This window comes from Erwinia pyri (genome assembly GCF_030758455.1).
GTDB lineage: Bacteria > Pseudomonadota > Gammaproteobacteria > Enterobacterales > Enterobacteriaceae > Erwinia > Erwinia pyri.
Genome location: NZ_CP132353.1, coordinates 2,225,593 through 2,239,040 on the forward strand (window position 1 = coordinate 2,225,593; position 13,448 = coordinate 2,239,040).

At 49.3% G+C, this 13,448-nt stretch carries 14 protein-coding genes; 5 read left to right on the forward strand and 9 right to left on the reverse strand.

Annotation, left to right across the window (positions count from 1 at the left end):
* Positions 1–80: 80 nt before the first annotated feature.
* Positions 81–971 carry a MurR/RpiR family transcriptional regulator gene (locus tag Q3V30_RS10320; protein ID WP_428979260.1) on the forward strand — a complete coding sequence of 297 codons (891 nt, stop codon included), beginning with the start codon at positions 81–83 and terminating at the stop codon, positions 969–971.
* A gap of 80 nt (positions 972–1,051) precedes the next feature.
* Here the strand turns inward: Q3V30_RS10320 and Q3V30_RS10325 are convergent, their stop codons facing one another.
* Together Q3V30_RS10325 and Q3V30_RS22755 are read right to left on the reverse strand one after the other, a co-directional pair.
* Entirely contained in the window at positions 1,052–1,456 is a 405-nt protein-coding gene (locus Q3V30_RS10325; RefSeq protein ID WP_306212986.1) for a GFA family protein, read from the reverse strand.
* Positions 1,457–1,890: 434 nt separating this feature from the next.
* On the reverse strand, positions 1,891–2,223 hold the full coding sequence (locus Q3V30_RS22755) for a helix-turn-helix domain-containing protein (protein WP_428979247.1): 333 nt from the start codon (positions 2,221–2,223) through the stop codon (positions 1,891–1,893).
* Positions 2,224–2,969: 746 nt separating this feature from the next.
* On the opposite strand from Q3V30_RS22755, the gene ycgZ reads away from it, so the two are divergent.
* Both ycgZ and Q3V30_RS10335 read left to right on the forward strand, forming a co-directional pair.
* A complete protein-coding gene (gene ycgZ / locus Q3V30_RS10330) occupies positions 2,970–3,215 on the forward strand; it encodes a regulatory protein YcgZ (RefSeq protein WP_306212988.1) in 246 nt (81 codons plus the stop codon).
* A gap of 183 nt (positions 3,216–3,398) precedes the next feature.
* Positions 3,399–3,692, forward strand: a complete 294-nt coding sequence (locus Q3V30_RS10335) for a hypothetical protein (RefSeq protein ID WP_306212990.1) — start codon at positions 3,399–3,401, stop codon at positions 3,690–3,692.
* A 114-nt stretch (positions 3,693–3,806) separates the two neighbouring features.
* Here the strand turns inward: Q3V30_RS10335 and Q3V30_RS10340 are convergent, their stop codons facing one another.
* Positions 3,807–4,010 carry a biofilm development regulator YmgB/AriR family protein gene (locus Q3V30_RS10340; RefSeq protein WP_306212992.1) on the reverse strand — a complete coding sequence of 68 codons (204 nt, stop codon included), beginning with the start codon at positions 4,008–4,010 and terminating at the stop codon, positions 3,807–3,809.
* Between the two features lie 244 nt (positions 4,011–4,254).
* Here Q3V30_RS10340 and Q3V30_RS10345 point away from each other — a divergent pair, with 244 nt between their 5' ends.
* Complete coding sequence (locus Q3V30_RS10345; RefSeq protein WP_306212994.1) at positions 4,255–5,463, forward strand: diguanylate phosphodiesterase; 1,209 nt, start codon at positions 4,255–4,257, stop codon at positions 5,461–5,463.
* Between the two features lie 120 nt (positions 5,464–5,583).
* Here Q3V30_RS10345 and Q3V30_RS10350 read toward each other — a convergent pair whose 3' ends face one another.
* Complete coding sequence (locus Q3V30_RS10350) at positions 5,584–6,453, reverse strand: AraC family transcriptional regulator (RefSeq protein WP_306212997.1); 870 nt, start codon at positions 6,451–6,453, stop codon at positions 5,584–5,586.
* A gap of 567 nt (positions 6,454–7,020) precedes the next feature.
* On the opposite strand from Q3V30_RS10350, the gene Q3V30_RS10355 reads away from it, so the two are divergent.
* On the forward strand, positions 7,021–7,962 hold the full coding sequence (locus tag Q3V30_RS10355; RefSeq protein ID WP_306212999.1) for a sugar phosphate isomerase/epimerase family protein: 942 nt from the start codon (positions 7,021–7,023) through the stop codon (positions 7,960–7,962).
* Positions 7,963–8,050: 88 nt separating this feature from the next.
* Here the strand turns inward: Q3V30_RS10355 and Q3V30_RS10360 are convergent, their stop codons facing one another.
* The 5 genes from Q3V30_RS10360 to Q3V30_RS10380 form a co-directional block, all read right to left on the reverse strand.
* Positions 8,051–9,013 carry an apurinic/apyrimidinic endonuclease family protein gene (locus Q3V30_RS10360; RefSeq protein ID WP_306213001.1) on the reverse strand — a complete coding sequence of 321 codons (963 nt, stop codon included), beginning with the start codon at positions 9,011–9,013 and terminating at the stop codon, positions 8,051–8,053.
* Between the two features lie 51 nt (positions 9,014–9,064).
* On the reverse strand, positions 9,065–9,640 hold the full coding sequence (locus tag Q3V30_RS10365; RefSeq protein ID WP_306213003.1) for a C40 family peptidase: 576 nt from the start codon (positions 9,638–9,640) through the stop codon (positions 9,065–9,067).
* Between the two features lie 219 nt (positions 9,641–9,859).
* Complete coding sequence (locus tag Q3V30_RS10370) at positions 9,860–11,362, reverse strand: MDR family MFS transporter (RefSeq protein ID WP_306213005.1); 1,503 nt, start codon at positions 11,360–11,362, stop codon at positions 9,860–9,862.
* A gap of 192 nt (positions 11,363–11,554) precedes the next feature.
* Positions 11,555–13,084 (reverse strand): sodium:solute symporter family protein, encoded by a 1,530-nt coding sequence (locus Q3V30_RS10375; protein WP_306213007.1) that lies wholly within the window; start codon positions 13,082–13,084, stop codon positions 11,555–11,557.
* Positions 13,081–13,350 carry a hypothetical protein gene (locus Q3V30_RS10380; protein WP_306213182.1) on the reverse strand — a complete coding sequence of 90 codons (270 nt, stop codon included), beginning with the start codon at positions 13,348–13,350 and terminating at the stop codon, positions 13,081–13,083. Before Q3V30_RS10380 ends, Q3V30_RS10375 begins: the two co-directional genes overlap by 4 nt.
* Positions 13,351–13,448 lie beyond the last annotated feature (98 nt).

Consider the following 13,448-nt stretch of genomic DNA (forward strand, 5'->3'; position numbering starts at 1 on the left):
GTTTGCTAAGCCTGATTTACTCACTACAAAAGAGTTGTGGCTTTGACAACAACAACCTCCGGACAGATAAGCGGTCAATGATGGTGGCAGGCAATAAACTAAATAAACGGGTAGATCTATTTGGCGAACGTTACCGTGCGCGCGCATCTGCCCTCTCCCCGCTGTTACAGTCGGTCGTCCGTTATATCCATGAGAATCGTGAGATCTTTATGGAAGCAACGGCCCTTGATATCGCTGAGGCAACCAACAGTTCGGATGCGACGGTCATTCGCGCGGTTCAGGCATTAGGGTTTACCGGACTGCGGGAGGTAAAACAGACGCTTGAAGCCTGGTTTGGCCCGGCACAAAAATCGGATGAGAAAATCATTGCTACCGTCAGTGAGTTGGCCAGCGACGTCAACTCGGGGATCGATTTTGTGCTGGAGGGACACAAACGCGCCTGCGATGCGCTCTCTGGGCCGCATAACCGAGAAGCGATCTCTGCAGCTGTTGCCTTACTGACGGAAGCGAATCAGGTCGCGCTTTTTGGCATTAACGCCTCTGGTATTCTGGCAGAATACAGCCGCCGGTTATTCTCGCGGATTGGTTTCCCCGCTATAGTGCTGAACCGTTCAGGCGTGGCGCTGGCAGAGCAGCTGATTGGGTTACAACGCGGTAATGTGCTGATTATGATGGCGCAGAACTCAGCGCACCGGGAGGGTGTTCTGACCCTGAAAGAGGCAAAAAGGTTGGGTATTCCGGTTATCTTACTTACTGATGCCACAGACTCTTACTTCAGCAAAGAGGCGGATGTGGTGATTAAGGTTCCCCGCGGGGGTGAAAAAGGTCGCATGCCCCTGCATGGTACCGTACTGGTTTGCCTGGAGATGCTGATACTATCGGTAGCATCAGCCACGTCGGGGCGAACAGTAAAAACCATGAGGCGGATCCAGGAGCTTTCCCGGGGACTGAAAACCTCGCCCAAGAGCTGAAATGAGTAGTTCAGGCAAGGCCAGTCGTTTTCCAGCCATTGTGCACAGACAAAATGGGCAGCAGTTTTGTCCTGGCTTAGTTAACTGGGAAAATATTTAACTTTACCCGCAATGCCACCCACGCCACCATCTTTTGGATGACTGAGGCCATTACTGACATTCACCGAAGGGAAATCAAACGGCGAGACGCCTTCAAGACAGGCGGCATTGACGCCATAGATCTCAGGATTAGAGCGCCGCTGGTGGAAAGTATAAATCCCACACTCTGAACAGAAGTAATGCGCCACTTCCCCACTGTTGAACCGGTACTGCGTAAGCTTCTCCTGCCCTTTAACCACTTCTATTCTGTTGGCAGAGACCATAACCGCGCCACGCATATCACAAAATGAACAGTTGCAGCGGGTGGCCGTGTTAAGCCCATCTGTAAGTTCAACGTTAAAAACTACCGCGCCACAATGACATTGTGCAGATCTGCTATCAGCCATGGAAATCTCCCGTTTAATTTATAATGCGTAAAGGCATTTTAGCCTGGGAATCGGTTCAGGCGCGCGAGATTAGCGGTTAATTATGACAATATCATGTTCAGACGGACAGGATGACGCTCTGGTAAGCCTGAAAAGAGCCGGCTTGCGTGTCTGAAAGCCGTTCTGAATGGCTTGAGGAAAAGAGAGAACAGCAATAAAAGGTGATTTGTACGGCGCGGTAAAAATATAAAAGGCGTCAGCAAAGATTTTTTGGCTCTGCCAGAGCGGCGATATTCAGCCGGTCAAAATCGTGCTGACGCAGGATAAACCAGAATGAATTCTTAGTCGGATTATTAACAGTGCTGAATGAGGAGTAAATACTCCGGAGGTAATCACTCGGCACTGACAGATTAACAAAAATCTGTACCGGACCTATTTATCGTTTGTCATCGAATTCAATCTTTACTCAAAAGTATCTTGAGTGGGACGCCTAACGCGAGCGCTATACTGTGCATTGTGGTCAGACTGGCGTTACGCTTTCCATTCTCGATAGCACTTAAGGTGCTTCGATCAAGTTCAGCATGAAAGCATAAATCTTCCTGGCTGAGCTTGCTTTTCTTTCTCCATTTGCGGACTTGTTTCCCGAAATGGAGCGAATGTTCGTCGTACACATTTTCTCCTCTCTCTGAGTCCGCTGAAATTTTACAAAAGAAGTCCTGATAAACCAATATTAAATCAAACAGTGATAACTGCTTTGTGTCGATTACAGCAGGCAAAGAAAACGGCACTTCATTAATCTAAATGATTGTAATTAAAGTATAAAAAAATCAATCACCCCCTTTGCGGCAAATAATACCCAGCACAATAGTACAAAATCATCATCAAAAAAGTGATAAAAACTGATTAATTAATTCTTTCGCTACATTCATTCAAAATTAACACTTAATTTACATAAGCCATTGATATTTATAATAATAAATATTATTGGCAGACCATTCTTCTCTCTATTTGCGAAAATAGCTCGATACGTTATTACTTCTGTCAGCTTAAAAAATGAATACTTCAGCTTAGGGTAACAGTTTGGTCACAAGGGAATTCCATTATAAAAAATGGCGGGCAAAAAATCATTAACGGCCTCAGGAGTGATTGCGGCATCGATAAAGCGGTGCCAGATGAGAAGATAAAAACAGTGTTTCTGAACAATACCGCAACACAAACCGCGACTTTTTCAGCCGTAACGGCGTTGAAGAACCAGGAGCAGGAGGGATTTCGCCTTGCTGTCAATGAAATTGAGTGACCTGATTTTACCTGAGCGGTGCTACCCCTCACGCTGGTAGAAGTTATACTCTTCAACCTGAATATCCGGTTAAGCCAAATTTCAACTTAACTCATTGAATTTATTATACAATAGTGAATATTATTTTTCCGGCAAGGGGAAAAGGCATTTCATTGCTGTACAAGTAAGAAACTTTTGTATAACTTCACCGCTTACGGACTGAACCATTCCACAAAATTTACGACTGAGGGGCACTCTATGCGTCAGGGCGGAACAAACCTTAAGACTGAAAATGATCTCAGCCATTTTTTTAGCGAAGCGGTTGTACCTTCGCAGCAAGAGATGCTTGGTCAGGTCGTTTTTGAGATCCTGCGTACGGGTAAAACACTCAACCGCAAAACACTTTGTGTCACGCTGTTGAAAAAGCTTGAACTGACTTCTGAACCTGAGCAGAAACAGCACTACTATGCGCTGATTGGCCTGTTATTTGGTCGTGATGACTGAGTATGACAACAGGGGTTGTACCCTTCAGTTTTATGCCAGTGATTATTAACACGACAATCTGACTGGCAGCCCGTCTGAGCCACAGCGAGGCTGCTGTCCAGCCGACTACTGCAAAACAAGGTTTGCTCCCAGTACCTGTGGTCATTGCCGTTCTGCCCACATCACTGATTCAGAGACGTTGTTATGTACAAAGACGAAGAAGAAAGATTAACCGACATTATGTTAGGCGAGGCCGTGATGGTTTTGCTGAAAGATGACGCCAGCATCAATAGCGCTAACCTGTTGCGCCTGCTTCACTCTATGTTCGCTGCCGAAAAAGATACTTTCCGGCAGCAAGCCTGTCGTGCGGCTATGGAAGAGCTGAGAAATTACTCCTCTTTTGAAACCGAAGAAGCCGCTTTCGAACAGCCGGGCCGTGATGATATGTCTCACCTCTTTACCAATGAAGTACCGCCAGACGGTAGCAAAAAGCATTAAAGGCTGGCGGGATTAGCGGGGATGTTTCGGTAAGCGAAGCGCAAAGGGTAAGGCGGAAATAACCCGGGTTAAAGAGAGGACGCCGGGAGTCGTCCTGGCCTGATTGCGAAACAATCAGTGAAAGCTTTCCAGAATATGACGTAGCGCCTGAAGATAAACAGCTTTCAACTTTTCATCAGACGTTAATTTACTCTGCTGTTGCAGCATGGCGAGAACATTTTTTTTACCAAGCGGTTGCTCCTTCCTGATAAGCTCCGAGACGGCCCTGCCTATTACCGCGCAAATCTCTGCAGGAGAATCCCAATCTTTGCCGTGCACATTTCCCCCGTAGTTTTTGATTATACCTCTTTAATTTAGCATCACTTTCCAAAAAATGCATAATTACCCCCCCTCTTTTCCGCTAATTTGTCTTAAGAAAGGGCTGCCAGCTATAGCTGGTTTGACTTAACTTTTCCCTTTCAACCTGCGTCAGTCATCATCTCTAAAGGTCTACTGGACAACACCATATTACCTTCTGTTAAAGTAGGCTTCCCTGAAGTAAAAACGCTGGAAGGCTCCGAACTTGATTACCATTATCTACCGCAGTCATATTGCTGATGACGTTCCGGTTAAGTCTCTGGCAGCATTGGTGAAAAAAGCCAATCTGTTGAATGAGTCGCTGGGCATTACCGGTATTTTACTTTTTAACGGCACCCATTTTTTCCAGATCCTTGAAGGCTCTGAAAAAGCCGTCTGCTCGGTTTATGACCATATTTGTCAGGATCGTCGCCACCACAATCTGGTAGAACTGATGCGTGATTACGCGCCATCACGCCGTTTTGGTAATGTGGGTATGGAGCTTTTTGATCTCAGGGAACACGACAGACCTACCGTTCTGCAGGCGGTTCTGAATAAAGGCACATCAAAATATCAGCTCACTTACGACGATCGGGCGCTGCAATTTCTGCGTACCTTTGTTGAAGCCCTGGAAACAGAAAACTATTTTGAAGTTCCTCCGGCAGAGCACTGGGATTTTATTACCGATAGCGATCCTGCAGAGGCTGAAATCGCCACGCTTCCCGCGTCTCAGGGGATCAGCTTTGCGTTCCAGCCGATCATCGATCCGCTCGCCAGAAAAATTGTTTCGCTGGAAGCCCTGATCCGCAGCGAATCGGGGATCCCTCCGCTGGACTATTTCTCACAGCTCTCGCGGCAGGAAATTTACACGGTGGATCTGCAATCCAAAGCTCATGCTTTTGCCCTGGCGAAAGAGCTGAACATTCAGGGTTTGACGCTCTCCATTAACCTGCTGCCCATGGCGCTGGTTGAAGTGCCCGACGCCGTTAATTATCTGCTCGCTCTGATCCGCGATCACGGTCTGGTGCCTGAACAAATCGTAGTTGAGGTAACAGAGACGGAAGTTATCTCCAGAATCGATGATTTTGAACTGGCAATCAGGCAGCTGAAAGCGGCGGGCATCAGTCTGGCTATTGATGATTTCGGTGCAGGCTCTGCCGGTCTGCTGCTGCTTTCGCGTATTCAGCCCGACAAAATCAAAATAGACCGCAGCATTATCACAGACGTGCATAAAAGCGGGCCTAAACAGGCTATTATTCAGGCGATCATTAAATGCTGCTCCTCGCTTGAGATCGCCGTTATTGCAGAAGGTGTGGAAAAAGCGGAAGAGTGGATGTGGCTGGAATCTGCCGGGATCTTTAATTTCCAGGGATTCCTGTTCGCCAAACCGCTGCTGAACGGTATTCCTGCTGTTGCATGGCCTGAATTGCGTTAATCTGCCCGTTAATAACGGTTTCAGCCATTAAGGTTATAATTTTCTCTGGTTTGATCCTGCGTTATAACTGAGATCGATCTGGCTTTATCTGAAGCCGGATCGATTTCAGTATGCCTGAAGTCACGCCCTTTTTTGGCCGCTCAGCCAGAATCTTTTATATTGCCCTGGTGGAACACCAATCAAATTATGAAAAATGCGGTGGAAATTATTCACGTTATCATAGCCCACCGCTTTCGCTACCTCCGCAACGCCTGACTCCGTCCCGAGCAGTAACGTTTGGGCTTCTCCAATTCTGCGACGGGTTTGATAATGTTTAGGAGAATAGCCGGAAAAGGCTTTGAACACATGGGCCAGATAGAATGCGTTCATATTAATAGCCGCCGTTAACGATTTCAGATCGATATCATTTTTATAGTGACGGTCGAGGTAATCTTTAATACGCTGCCCCAGTAAATCCCCCGCACTTTCATACTCCTGCTGGCTTTCATTCCAGAGGTTACGACAGAGAAGTAATAATGCGCACAGAAGATGAGAGCCAATTTCCGCGCTGCCGCTTTTTTTACTGCTGACATGGTGCCATATCTGGTGAAAGAGTTGCTGAATATCCTTACCTGACTCACCGCTGTGTATGACCGCAACCTGCGAACGCGTGGTCAGATGGTTCAGCGGCAATCCCTCAAACTTCAGCTGCTCAACTCCACAGCTAAAGATAAGGAGGTCATCAGAGGCCGAGGGATTTTCGTCATGCAGAATACCGGCGTTAAACAGCAGTAGATCCCCCTGTCTGACCTCATATCCCCGGCCATCAATATTGTAAACGCCGCTTCCTTGCTGAATAAACATCAGTTCAAAGCGTTCGTCATGTTTATGCATGACGCGGGGCATCGCGGCTTCTCTTCCTTCCGCTTTACAGATAAACAGCAGTCGTGGCGTGGCCGCCGCATCAAAACCTGATAAGCATGGTCGATCGTTCAGGCAATGGGTAATCATGATATCTCCCGTATCTGTGCTGCCACTTTTACCTTATTGCAGGCCAGAACTAAATTATCATTAAAGTGCAGGCAGAGGATTATTTTTCTCATCTTCGGATAATTCTGCCTGCTTTTAGGGAATAGAGAGAATAATGAGCGTTTACGGGGTTTGCAAGGTTAGAAAGTGCTTCTGCCTGCAGTGATTTTCCCTTCACTTCTAAAAATGCGAATTTTATGAATTTTTTAAATATCTTGATTCTTGCTGTGTCAATTATAAAATTATAAAGCGTGACTGCGGTCACTGATATCTGGATTTCTTAGTGGGAATTTATGATCTTTAGCACGTCGTTAACTCTTAACCTGCCCCCGAGATAGTTTTCCAACCTTATTCTGATATAACTTCCATAGTACAAAGAACACTCATTAAGAGAGATGGAAATAACTTCCTCTCTGGTTTTAAATATCTAACGAGTAAAATATGTGGTTGTTTTAAAAATTAAAAATGAGAATAAACTGGCTGCCGGGAAAATATAACTCTGCCGGAATTTATATTATTATACCGTTCGAGAACTATTAAGGACACATTATGAAACTCGCATTATGCACCGACGTTCTGGCCGATCTCTCTTTTACCGCTATGTTGGACAAAGTCAGGGCTTACGGTATCACTGGCGTTGAGATGACCGCAGGCGGCTGGTCTCCCTGTCCGCATCTTCCTACAGAAATGCTGCTCAGCTCTGCTGAAAAGCTGGAACAGTTCCGTAGCGAACTGACCGCGCGGGAAATGGAAATTGTTGCGCTTAATTGTTCCGGCAACACTCTTGCTCCGGGTGAGCTGGGCGAAAAACATAGCCAGAGCAGCTATCGTGCCGTTGAGCTTGCAGGCAAGCTTGGCGTGAAAAAGATAGTGATGATGAGCGGATTGCCCGGCGGCTGTGCAGAAGACCGTATTCCCAACTGGATCACCTCTACCGTCTCCTGGCCCGATTACATGCCCGGCGTTATTGACTACCAGTGGAACGAGGTAGCCATTCCCTGGTGGCAGAGGTTCACTGAACACGCCAGGGAGCATGGCATTGAAAAAATTGCGATTGAAGAGTTCCCCAGCCAGCTGGTCTATAACCCCTCCACCCTGCTCCGCCTGCGCGAGGCGGTAGGTGAGATGATTGGCATGAACCTGGATCCGTCACATCTGATTGCTATGGGTGCAGATCCTGTCGCCGCCGCACGCAAACTGGAAGGCGCCATTTACCACGTCCACGGTAAAGATGCCCGTATTGAGCGCGGTCTGGCAGATATTGATGGCCTCCTGGAGTCTCAGCCCGTTACCAACACCAAAACGCGAAGCTGGAACTATGTTGCCGTGGGCTGCGGAAAGGATCTTCAGTGGTGGAAAGAGTTCTTCTCGGTGCTGCGAATGACCGGTTATGACGGCTACGTCTCGCTGGAGATGGAAGATCTGACCATGAGCGTGGAAGCGGGACTGCAAACCTCAATCGACGCCCTGAACGCCACTCTCAGCCGTTGAGAGTATCCGTTGAAAGCGGCGCACTGCTGCTGCAATCGGCGCCTTTATGGAAACTGGTCGCGGCCGGGTCAGCCCCTCTCAGGGTTGTTCAGCGATGACGCTCAAGGCTGTAACGGTAAAGTCTGTCCCTGGCGATATTCTTCATCTTCACTTCACACATGATGTCAAAGTCTTCAAAGGATAAAGCCCACTCGTTCAGCGTGGGGTTAAAATAGAAGTCCGAATGGCCGCGTAATTTCATTTTGGAGAGGCCAAGCGTACTTTGATCCGGAAAGCCCTCTTCCGGGATCAATCCTTCCTGAGAGATGGAGTAGTGCATTACCGGACGAACGCCGCGCCAGGAGGCTTTAATCTGCTGGATGCGCGGATCGTCAGGTTTGATAAAGTCATTCTCTTTCACCCAGTGATGGTGAATATCAAGCACGATTGGACAGAGCCCGGCAGCCTGTAGTACATCGTTTAATGAACAGGAGACTTCATCATTTTCAACGGTTAACATTCGTTTAGCTTCAGGACTCAAGCGGTTAAAGGCCTGCTTAAAGCCATCGAAACCGTTTTTACCGTTCATATGGATATTTATTTTGAAATCCTGAAACTGTTGGCCATAGCCCATCAACGTAGCACACAGCGTATGGTATTCGACATCTTCGATTGCCCGGTCAACTACCCCCGGATTATCTGAGGCCAGCACCGTATATTGGCCAGGATGGAATGAGAGCCTGATATCGTTCTCGCGGGCAAATTCGCCGCATGACTTAAATAAGGGGATGAGATCCGGCAAAAACTCCGCATATAAAGGCGCGGCTTCAGGAACGGTATATAAAGGCAGCAGATCGCTGCCAATTCGCATCATCCTCAGCGCGGGTGGCAGTTGCGCCAGCTGCTTAAACGTGGCTCCAAGCTGAGTTAAGTTGAGCCTGGCTATCTCAGAGATCAGTTTGGTTTTATCTTCATTATTCAGGCTGAGAAATCTCTTGCGCGTCGTGGCCCTGAACGGCAGAGGTTGCTCTAATGCTTCATTTAAAAATTTGCATGCAAAGCCTAATTTCATACTGCCTCCTGTTAAGCTCAATCCCTGAGTTTAACAGCTGACAGTGAAAAATCACTGACGGGCCAGTTCTAATTTGCTTTTCTCCGCATTGAATGAAATTTCCGCACCCACCTCTTTCTTTAGTCTGCGCGACTGATAATAAACTGATTTCCAGTAGGGATTATCAAGAGAAGAGCGCATCACTCCTTTACTGTAGGAAGCGTGCAAAAAATGATCTTTGGTATCATAAAAACCTACGTGGAGTTGTTTGTGGATGCGGAAAAAGACCAGATCGCCGGTCCTGAGCTGCTTTTTATCTACCCTGGTGCCCATTTTTATCAGCTCGGTGGTCGTCAACCTGCTCACAGGAAGATTAAAACGATCTTTCAGCGTTCGCCAGACGAAGCCAGAGCAGTCAACCCCTTTCAGGTTGGTTCCGCCCCAGTGATAGGGTGTTCCCTGCCAGGAGTGCATTTGATCGTGCAGTGCCGCCAGAACCGGAATAAGGTCCGGTTGCGCAGTCTGATCTGAAGAGGGTTGCGTTATATTCTGGAGATCCTGGCGTGCAGAGTCCGGTTCAGAAGCACACCCTGCAATAACGAGAAAGATAAGCGGGAACAGGGATTTTATAACGGCATATTGCTTCATTGGATACAGCCAGGAAGTAAATTTAAAGGGATGAAACTTATACCTTATTCACTCGCGCGTCTGAATCACGTAAAGCTATCATTACCTATCTTTACATCATATGTAATAACAGAAATATTTCTGGCGTGACATTTTTAGGCTGAAACTACATTATCACGCCAGAATATTTTCGCCCTTTATCTCCTCTCCCGATCTATTTATGAGGGGACTTTCCCGCTCTTATTTGCTGCGTAGAGGGGATTCCGGTAAAAACCAGGCTAAAATAAACGCCAAAACCATCACGCCGGTTGCCATTATAAAGGCAGCATGAATCGCGTCGCTGAAGGCCAGCAGGTAGTCATGGTGCAGGGCGGCGGGCAAATTCTGTATCGCCGCGGGATTCATACTGCGCGGCAGTTCGCTCCCGGCGGGGATCAGCCGCTCCAGCCCCCTTTCAAGCACCTGACTGAACACTGCACCAAATAACGCTACACCGATTGAACCGCCGACCGAACGGAACAGCGTCACCGCGGACGTGGCGACCCCAAGCAGATTTGGCGCTACCGTATTCTGCACCGCCAGCACCAGTACCTGCATTACCATGCCCAGCCCCATTCCCATGACGCAGGTAAAAAGATAGAGATGCCAGGTGGGCGAGTCGGTGGTAATGGTCGTCAGTAAGGCCATTCCCACGCTGGCGAAGAGAGTGCCCGCTATCGGGAAAAGACGATAGCGCCCTGTCCGGCTGATAATCCGTCCACTGACGATGGACGTTGTCAGTAAGCCCCCCATTAACGGCAGCAGCTGCATCCCCGCCTGCGTAGGCGTGGCCGCCTTGACCACCTGTAAATAGAGCGGCAGGAAGGTGACGCTGCCAAATAGCGACATGCCAATAATAAAACCGATCAGGCTGCTTAGCAGAAAGCTGCGGTCGCGAAACAGCGTCAGCGGAATAATGGGCTCAGCCGCCTGACGCTCTTCATGAATAAAACCAATCAGGCCCACCACGCCAAACGCGAGAATGCACCACAGCAGCGGATCCGACCACGCTTTTACGCTGCCGCCTTCGCTGGTAAACAGCGTAATACCCACCAGTGCCATACAGAGATAAAAGGCGCCAAGATAGTCGATCTCGTGCTGCGTTCTTTTCCCGCCCGGTTTCAGTACCGCACCAATCACTAACAGCGCAAAAAGCCCGAGCGGAATGTTGATGTAGAAGATCCAGCGCCATGATGCGTGCTGAACAATAAAGCCGCCTGTGAGCGGGCCGATGACCGTTGCCAGGCCAAACACGCCGCCAAACAGCCCCTGATAGCGTCCACGTTCGGCGGGCGGCACCACATCGGCAATAGCGGCCATGCTGACCACCATCAATCCCCCGCCGCCCAGCCCCTGCAGCGCACGGGTCAGCACCAGTTGATCCATATTCTGTGCGACGCCACACAGCGCAGAGCCAAGCAGGAAAAGCACAATCGAGATCTGCAGAACCTTTTTGCGGCCAAACAGATCGCCAAATTTGCCATATAACGGCACCACGATAGTAGAGGCTAAGGTGTAGGCGATAACCACCCATGAGAGCTGATTTAGTCCCCCCAACTCACCCACGATAGTGGGCAGCGCTGTGGAGACAATAGTCTGGTCAAGTGCCGCAAGCAGCATAACCAGTAACAGGGCGCTGAATAGCAGCCTTAACGGCGGGGCTTCCTGCAACGGCTGCTTTGAAGTAGTGCGTTCTGGCTCCATAAAGATACTCGCTTGTTAATATCTGAATACGCCATGGATAGTAAGGAGATAGCGGGAATGGCGCAACATAACGGCTGTGATGTTTTGCTAAAGGGGCAGGAAGAGTTGATGCAGTAACTGGATGATGAGGAAATTATCGCTCAGGAGGTCATTAAGCAGAGACAAAGAAGGCGGCTTGCGCCGCCTTCAGGGTTAATTCAGTACCGGTTTACCCACCGGCTGCCTGACGCCATCGGCAAGAGCAAACAACGCCTCTACCCGCGCCTTCTCTTCAGCCGATGATTTAATCATCACACCGCAAACAATAAATACCAGCACATTTCCGGCCAGACCAACGATGCCGCTGGTAAGCGATCCCAGCGCCGGGATGTCATCCGGGTAGAATACCGTCAGCACAATGGCGATAACGATCCCGGTCAGCATCCCCATCAGTGCGCCCTGCTTGTTGCCAAAGCGGCTGAAGATACCAAAGAACAGCGGCACCGCAAGCTGGATAATTCCCTGGTAAGAGATCTGCGCCAGCAGTTGCAGACGCGAATAGTTAAAGGTCAGGTAAGCCAGCACCGCCGCCGCGACGATAAACACCACCATGCCCGACTTCGCCAGCAAAGTGAGCTGGCGATCGCTGCGAGGTTTATTCCAGGTCGCCAGGTCGTTTGCAAACTGTGTACCGCATACCTGTACGCAGCCATCAACATGACCGATGCTTGCAGCCAGCACAATGACCAGCGCCAGACCAAGCAACCACGGACCGCCCTGGGTAAACAGGGCAGTAAAGAATCCCTGCTGAGGATTAGCCTGCACGCCCGGATCCTGACTGATGGCGGTGGCAAACAGCATCAGAATGGCATAGAACCCACCTACCAGCAGAATGGTCAGCAGCGTACCCTTCTTTACTGAACGAATGCCGCTGGCGGTATAAATGCGCTGGAAACTCATCGGCCAGCACATCGACCCCACCACGCCGGTGAAGATCAGGCTGAACATATACCAGCTGCCATAGTGGCTGCCCGCCGAACCCGGAATTTGCAGCATGGCGGGCGGGAGGCTGGCCAGCTGGCTGAATCCCTGTTCGCCGCCGCTGAACAGCAGCCAGAGGCAGACCAGCGAACCCAGGCCGTAGGCGACAATTCCCTGATACATATCGGTCATAATCAGCCCGCGCATCCCCATGCTGACGGTCCAATACTGACGCACCAGAATGAGTACCACGCCTGCAATCAGACAGGTAGTCACACTCCAGCGGCCAAAACTGGCGAACTCCACCAGCAGCGCCAGCGCCTGGATCCCCATCACCACCCATGGGAAGACGCAGATAATGCCGATAATCGACGCGACCCTTTTCACCGCCGGGCTGTTAAAACGCATTCCCAGCAGATCGGGCTGGGTGGTCAGGTTGAAATGCTGGCCCCACTTCCAGGCACGCCGCGCCATCAGGTACATGGCCGTTACGCCCAGCGTGGAGTAGACGGCACCATAAAATCCGATCACGCCGCTTACGGAGAGCGCAAAAAAGGCGGTAAAGGTTGCCCCTGGCCACCATGAGTTGGTGTAGCTCATGGCGATGTACCACGGACCATAAGAGCGTCCGCCAACAGCATAATCAGAAAAAGAGGTGCTTTTCTGATTGGTGAGGTAAAGTACGGCGATCATGATTGCCAGAAACAGGCCGATCAGACCAAAGGTAATAAAATAGTGGGGTTCAACGGCGGACATATTCATGCTATTTCCTCATCTTCAGGAATTTCCCCGAATGCACATTCAGCGAGATACATCACCCAAAGCCCGATACCCAGAAAAATGGCAATCGCAAGCCAGTAAATAATTGGCAAGGGAATGCCCATAATTAACGCGCGGCTGCCGCTGACGCTTAAATAAAGCGGCGGAAACAGAGCAAACAGCGCCAGAACCAGCAGGTACAGGGTAAAGATCTTATTTTTTAAACTGATCAGAGAGCGCTTATGCGGCGCAATAGTTATCGAACTCATCACCACCTCCTGAAATGATTAATATGGATTTAGCACTCCTTTACCTGCTGATAATCAGCGATTCCCCGGAATTGACGGACACACACATTCGTGGCGAT

Coding starts and splice junctions, on each gene's coding strand:
- Q3V30_RS10375 (WP_306213007.1), bottom strand. CDS start 13,084: ATGAATATGTCCGCCGTTGAACCCCACTATTTTATTACCTTTGGTCTG.
- Q3V30_RS10350 (WP_306212997.1), bottom strand. CDS start 6,453: ATGATTACCCATTGCCTGAACGATCGACCATGCTTATCAGGTTTTGAT.
- Q3V30_RS10370 (WP_306213005.1), bottom strand. CDS start 11,362: ATGGAGCCAGAACGCACTACTTCAAAGCAGCCGTTGCAGGAAGCCCCG.
- Q3V30_RS10380 (WP_306213182.1), bottom strand. CDS start 13,350: ATGAGTTCGATAACTATTGCGCCGCATAAGCGCTCTCTGATCAGTTTA.
- Q3V30_RS10320 (WP_428979260.1), top strand. CDS start 81: ATGGTGGCAGGCAATAAACTAAATAAACGGGTAGATCTATTTGGCGAA.
- Q3V30_RS10360 (WP_306213001.1), bottom strand. CDS start 9,013: ATGAAATTAGGCTTTGCATGCAAATTTTTAAATGAAGCATTAGAGCAA.
- Q3V30_RS10355 (WP_306212999.1), top strand. CDS start 7,021: ATGAAACTCGCATTATGCACCGACGTTCTGGCCGATCTCTCTTTTACC.
- Q3V30_RS10325 (WP_306212986.1), bottom strand. CDS start 1,456: ATGGCTGATAGCAGATCTGCACAATGTCATTGTGGCGCGGTAGTTTTT.
- Q3V30_RS10335 (WP_306212990.1), top strand. CDS start 3,399: ATGTACAAAGACGAAGAAGAAAGATTAACCGACATTATGTTAGGCGAG.
- Q3V30_RS10365 (WP_306213003.1), bottom strand. CDS start 9,640: ATGAAGCAATATGCCGTTATAAAATCCCTGTTCCCGCTTATCTTTCTC.
- ycgZ (WP_306212988.1), top strand. CDS start 2,970: ATGCGTCAGGGCGGAACAAACCTTAAGACTGAAAATGATCTCAGCCAT.